At 64.3% G+C, this 5,468-nt stretch carries 6 protein-coding genes and 1 pseudogene; all 7 read left to right on the forward strand.

The features are described from left to right. Positions 1–521 precede the first annotated feature (521 nt). Complete coding sequence (locus PKD06_RS18035) at positions 522–773, forward strand: transcriptional coactivator p15/PC4 family protein (RefSeq protein WP_324382580.1); 252 nt, start codon at positions 522–524, stop codon at positions 771–773. After that, positions 770–1,012, forward strand: coding sequence for a hypothetical protein (locus PKD06_RS18040; protein ID WP_324382582.1), 243 nt, complete (start codon positions 770–772; stop codon positions 1,010–1,012). The genes PKD06_RS18035 and PKD06_RS18040 overlap by 4 nt, the downstream gene beginning before the upstream one ends. A gap of 815 nt (positions 1,013–1,827) precedes the next feature. Beyond that, positions 1,828–2,061, forward strand: coding sequence for a hypothetical protein (locus PKD06_RS18045; protein WP_324382584.1), 234 nt, complete (start codon positions 1,828–1,830; stop codon positions 2,059–2,061). Between the two features lie 65 nt (positions 2,062–2,126). After that, entirely contained in the window at positions 2,127–2,519 is a 393-nt protein-coding gene (locus tag PKD06_RS18050) for a hypothetical protein (RefSeq protein WP_324382586.1), read from the forward strand. Positions 2,520–2,754: 235 nt separating this feature from the next. After that, positions 2,755–3,939 (forward strand): annotated as a pseudogene (locus PKD06_RS18775) (AAA family ATPase); the annotation flags it as partial. A 30-nt stretch (positions 3,940–3,969) separates the two neighbouring features. After that, a complete protein-coding gene (locus PKD06_RS18060) occupies positions 3,970–4,581 on the forward strand; it encodes a hypothetical protein (RefSeq protein ID WP_324382590.1) in 612 nt (203 codons plus the stop codon). 201 nt (positions 4,582–4,782) lie between these two features. Continuing rightward, positions 4,783–4,980: a hypothetical protein gene (locus tag PKD06_RS18065; RefSeq protein ID WP_324382588.1), complete on the forward strand. Its 198-nt coding sequence runs from the start codon at positions 4,783–4,785 to the stop codon at positions 4,978–4,980. The last annotated feature ends 488 nt before the right edge of the window (positions 4,981–5,468 follow it).

Genomic DNA, 5,468 nt, shown 5'->3' on the forward strand with positions numbered 1-5,468 from the left:
GGCTCGCCGAGCGCGAAGCGGCTGCGATGGCGGAGCGAGGCGGGGCGGAGGAGCGATAGAAACCCTCGTTCTCGCCGAGCGGAATATGCGCGCAAGCGCGCCACAGTGGCGCGCCAATGCCTCGTCGAGGGCGGGAAGATCCTCGCCGCATGACAACCAACGGGGGCATTTCAAGGAACGTGTTTTCGTTCGATGCCGGTGCGGGCCAACTGCCCCCGGATTTCGCGCGTTTTTTGGTCTCGGCGATTTTAGGTTGACGTGACAAGACGATCCGAAATCCCGCTGCCTTCCTATTCGATCACCGAGCTTCATCGGCTCCCGGTTTCGCGAATGCGAACCCTTGTGCGTCTCGGGCGTGGCTGGCCGGGATGCCGATGAGGACGAATGCGGGGCACCTCCTGAGGGCGCCGCGACCCGTCCAATAGCGGGAACCCGGGCTCCGCGCCCCGCCGGCCGGTGAGGCCGCAGCATTGCGGACAAGCCCGGGACGGTCGCAACCCTTTCCCATTCACAGGTGAACCATGGACGACGTCGAGATCGCGACGGTTCGGAAGAACGCGCGCGAGCAATTCCGCGTGGCCATCCGCGAGTTCCGCGGGAGGCGGATGATCGATCTGCGGGTCTATGCCGACAATGGCCAGGACCTTGTGCCGACGCCAAAAGGCGTAGCCGTGAAGCCCGAAAGCCTTGGCGAGATCATCGCGGCCCTCATCGAGGCGCAGGCCCGGGCACAGGCCCTCGGCATGCTCGGGAAGACGGAAGACGGCCGATGAGCGAGGTCATTTCCTTCCGGCCGCGCCAGCGCGCCGTGAACCCGAACGACATCGATCATGTCGAGGTTTGGGCCGGCATGTCGAAGGAGTGGCAGGCCCCAATCTACGGCGTCGACTATGTGCTCGGCGACGGGAGCCATGCCTGCATGGGGTGGTGGCCGGACCTTGATCGAGCCATGGCTCAGGCGCGCGAGCTGGCGGCGTTCGGGCCCTATCCGATCATAGAGGGCGAGCCGTGAGCGCGCGCCGACATCCGAAAGCAGGTCATGGCGCACATCCTCGGCGCCATGACTGAGGCGGTGTCGGTGACCGTAGCCGGGGCATGTTCTCCTGTGGAACATGCCCTTGCGACCCTGGATTATTCTGCCGAGTGGCAACCTCTCCCCACCCCTGTTCGCATGACGCGGGAGCCGGAGAGACGTCGCGAACTTGCGACAGGGATCGATGATGTCCTCCGCCGTGCCGCTGACCGTGCCCGCAAAAGGCAAATGCTTTACGGACGGGCCGCTCAGGTGTGCACGCGACCATCGGCTATGTTGGGAAGAGTTGCTCTCTCGCAAGTTGCAGGCGGCCTAACGTCTAGGACCTGTTGCGAGGCACGCCACGTGCTTCCATCCCAGCAAAACCGCTGGTCTTTTTCCGGGTGTTGCCCCCCCATTACATCAACCCCGCCGCGCTAGGCCGTGATTCGTTGAATCACAGTGTGGAAGAAAACCTCGCAAACAACGGGTATCTCAGCCTTCTTGCCGGGCCCGGCGTCGATCTCGCTGATGCCATAAAGGCGAACAAGATCACCGTTGCGGCCGTATGCTATAGCTGCGAAATCTTCACCGCGAGCTGAACTCTCACAATAAATCGGTCCATTGATTATTGGATCTGAGTATTCGAACTGATCCCGTGTTATTTTAATTAAATCGTTGTGTATGCCACCAATCCATATATCAATTCTTGATCAGTCTACCGCCGGACAGCGATTATATTGATCGGCCACTCCCGTCCTCCCGCAAATGTAACAGAAACGACTTGTCTGTTCCAAGCTATATCAAGAGATGATATGAGCGCAATGAGCAAAGCCAGACCTTCGCCTGACTATGGTACCGCCGCGCCGCTCGAATTCGTCCACGAATTCATGTGGAGCATCTGCATGCTGACGGAGATCGGCATGCGCTATGCCGCGATAGGCGACGCCATCGGCCTCGCCTACGTCTCGCGGAAGATGGCGGCCTACATGCGCGCCGCGATCCCGATCGTGAAAGAGCTTGAGCAGGCGCGTCGCGCCGAAAGCTGAATCGACACCTCGTTTTCAGGCGGCTCGCAAGCCGCGAGAACAGGGCCCTCGGAGGCCCTTTTTTGATGTCCGAAGGGCTGGAAATGGACCCAAGCGCTGACGAACCCGAACACGTCCTGTCGCCCGAAGAGGAAGCGGTCATCGAGGGCGACCGCCGCTTCTTTGCTCGCCACACCGAACGCCGACACCGGCTTCGCCTTGCCGGCCGGGCCGAAGCGGCGTTGGCGAGCCGGACCTCCGGGGAACCCTTCTCCGGCGATGCATGGTTCGCCGTCGTGCATCAGATCATTCCGGGCGTCCGCGTGAAGCTGTTCTTCACCGGGCCCGCCGGCAACGACACGGACGTCGGCGAGGCCGAATGCCGATGGCTCTATGAGCGCGCCCGCGCCGGCAACCTGCTGACGAAGAAGATCGAGCAGTCCTTGGCGACGGTGCTCCCGTCGAAGGCGCGGGAGTGACGCGATGGCCGCGACAACCGCCTCGATGTTGCCGGCGGCCCTCGTCCCGCTGACGATACATCACCGCTGGGTCGTGTGGCGTTGGGAGACGACGGACAAGGGCAAGAAGACCAAGGTCCCGTATCAGGCCGCAGCCCCCTCTCGGAAAGCTCGCAGCAACGGGGCGGAGACGTGGGGTTCGTATGAGGTCGCCTCCGCGGCCGTGGAGGCTGGCCTTGCCCATGGCATCGGCTTCATGCTGCACGATTCGGAGATCGCGGCCTTCGACATCGACGACTGCCGGGATGCGCAAACCGGCAGGATCGAGCCGTGGGCATGGACCCTGATCGACCAATGCGGGAGCTATGCCGAGGTCACGGTGAGCGGCACGGGCGTTCGCATCATCGGCTACGGCCGCGGCGAATACGTCCATCGCAATCAGGCATGGCCCGGGACGTCCGGCCGGGTGGAAACCTATCGGCGCGCGACAAGATACATCGTCGTCACCGGCGACCAGTTGGACGGTGCCGCCGGCGAGCTGGTCGATATCGACCCGATCATCGACGATGTGGTCGCCCGGCTCGATGCGAAGGACGAGGAGCCATCGGCGCAATCGACCTTCAGCGATTGGGCCGAGACGGACCTTCCTGACGAGCTTGACCGCCTTGTCCGATACGGCGCGGCGGAGGGAGATCGATCCGACCAGTTCATGCATGCGGTCGGATGGCTGAAGGATCGCGGATGGTCGGTCGACGACATCGAGCGGCTCCTCGAGCAACATCCGGAAGGCATCGCGGCGAAGTACAAGGGTCGGCTTCGGCGAGAGATCGAACGGTGCTTCGGCAAGGCCCGCGAGAAGAGCGCCGGCCCCGGATCGACCGGCAATCAGTCGGAGCAACCGCGGCGTCCGCCGGAGCCGATCAAGCTGCATTGGCATGGCGAGGATGACGGCCAGCCCGATCGCGCCTGGCTCGTCCGCAACCTCGTCTTCGAGACCGGCTGCGGGCTGCTTTCCGGCCAATGGGGAACGTACAAGACCTTTCTCGGGCTGGATCTCGGCGCTTCCGTCATGACGGGCCTGCCCTTCGCCGGCCGGCGCATCGTTCGGCGCGGCGGCGTGCTCTTCATCGCCCCGGAAGGCGCCTTCGAGATACCGATCCGCCTCAAGGGCATCGTCGCAGAGCGGCGGATCGAAATCGTCCAGCTCGGCGCCGGCCTGAACCCGGATCACCTGCCGATCGCCTGGATCGACGAATGCCCCCGCCTCCTGGACGTGGCATCGACCCCGATCCTCATTGCGACAGCCTAAGCCGCGGTCGATGGCCTGCGGCGCGAATGGGATCTGCCGCTCGCCCTCATCATCATCGACACCGTCGCCGCGGGCGCGCGCTTCGAGGACGAGAACTCGGCGGCGGAGGCGCAGAAAGTCATCAGCGCCCTGAACGACCTCAGCAAGGCGACGGGCGCCTTCGTGCTCGGCGTCGACCATTTCGGGAAGGCGGTGGAAACCGGCACGCGCGGATCGTCGGGCAAGGATGCGGGCGTTGACGTCATGCTCGCGGCCCTGGCCGAGCGCGATCTCGCCGGCACCGTCAGCAATACCCGGCTGGCCGTGCGGAAGGTCCGCGGCGCCAAGACCGGCTACGAAATCCCCTACCTGCCGAAGATCGTCGATATCGGGCAGGACGACGAGGGCGAAGCCATCACGACCTGCGTCATCGAATGGCAGTTGGATCGCGAGACGAAGGACATGCCCGCGAAGGAGCGGGACCGCTGGCCAACATCCCTCAAGGTCTTCCGGTCCGCCATCGGCGTCGCCCTGGCCGAGGATGGCAAGCGCATTCGGCCCTTCGGCTCGGAAGGACCTGAAGTGCTGGCCGTCCCGGAGAGCCGGGTTCGCACCGAGTTCGTGGCGGCTTATCCGGTGGACGGGGACACCCAAGAGAAGCGCGCTGAGGCGAAGAAGAAAGCCTACGGCCGGGCATTGCGAACAGCCCGCGATCGCGGCCTCGTCATCTCCCGCGAGGTCATGGGCGTCGACCATCTTTGGCTCGCCGATGACGGCGACGGCCAAGACACCTGACAAACACCACATCCGGGGGGACAAACGGGACAGTGCCTAAGACACTATGTCCCGTCTGTCCCGTCCCGGACACCCGACAAGCGGGACGTTTGTCCCGTTTGTCCCGTTTGTCCCTCCGCCTTCGCGGATCGATCCGAACGACATCGAGGGCTGACGATCATGACATGGGGACCATTCCTGCCCGGCTTGGATCGGCTGGAGGTGAAAGCTCGTCTCCGATGCCTCCGGCTTGCGGTGAAGCTGCTGACCGGCCCGCGCGGGGAAGCCTGTCGTTATGCGCTCCTGCTGGCCGAGATCGATCCCGACGAGGACACGCTCGCAGCCGCATCGGCCGCATTCGAGAAGCTGCCCGCTCTGGACCAGCGCCGCATCCTGTCCAGCTATGCCGAGGTGGCGTGATGGGTCGGAGGCCCGAAGGCCCCCCCACCTCAAGGGACCGTGTTTTCGTTCGGGGCCGGCGCGCTCACCCTGAGCCCGGATTTCGCGCATTTTTCGGGTTCGAAATTCCGGGTTTCGGGTTCGGGATCGAGCCGGTTCGGCGCGGCGAAGCCGCCTCCCGAAGCCGGTTGCCGTCACCATCGTTGGCCGGGCCGATTTCCGCACAGAATCTCTCTCGATCAGCGCAAGGGAAGTCCAGATTCAGGAATTCGAAAAATGCGCAAAATCCGGGCTCAGGGTGAGCGCGGGTCCGAAGATCAGGAACACGTTCCTTTGATTGACCGGAGGCCGCTGTGACCGCCCCTTCGACCCGCTTGCAGCATCTTCGGGTCGCCTTCGCCGCGCTGCGCCAGGCGTCGCAGTCCGATCCGCGGGCGGCGCCGGAATTGCTCGGCGCCCGCATGGAGGTGGCAGTTGCGCTGCATGCGGCGGAGGCCGCTCGGTACGGC

Source organism: Enterovirga sp. (assembly GCF_035325185.1).
Lineage (GTDB): Bacteria > Pseudomonadota > Alphaproteobacteria > Rhizobiales > Beijerinckiaceae > Enterovirga.

What these genes read in the sequence shown, in the direction of transcription:
- PKD06_RS18035 (WP_324382580.1), top strand. Translation starts at nt 522, where the DNA reads ATGGACGACGTCGAGATCGCGACGGTTCGGAAGAACGCGCGCGAGCAA.
- PKD06_RS18040 (WP_324382582.1), top strand. Translation starts at nt 770, where the DNA reads ATGAGCGAGGTCATTTCCTTCCGGCCGCGCCAGCGCGCCGTGAACCCG.
- PKD06_RS18045 (WP_324382584.1), top strand. Translation starts at nt 1,828, where the DNA reads ATGAGCGCAATGAGCAAAGCCAGACCTTCGCCTGACTATGGTACCGCC.
- PKD06_RS18050 (WP_324382586.1), top strand. Translation starts at nt 2,127, where the DNA reads ATGTCCGAAGGGCTGGAAATGGACCCAAGCGCTGACGAACCCGAACAC.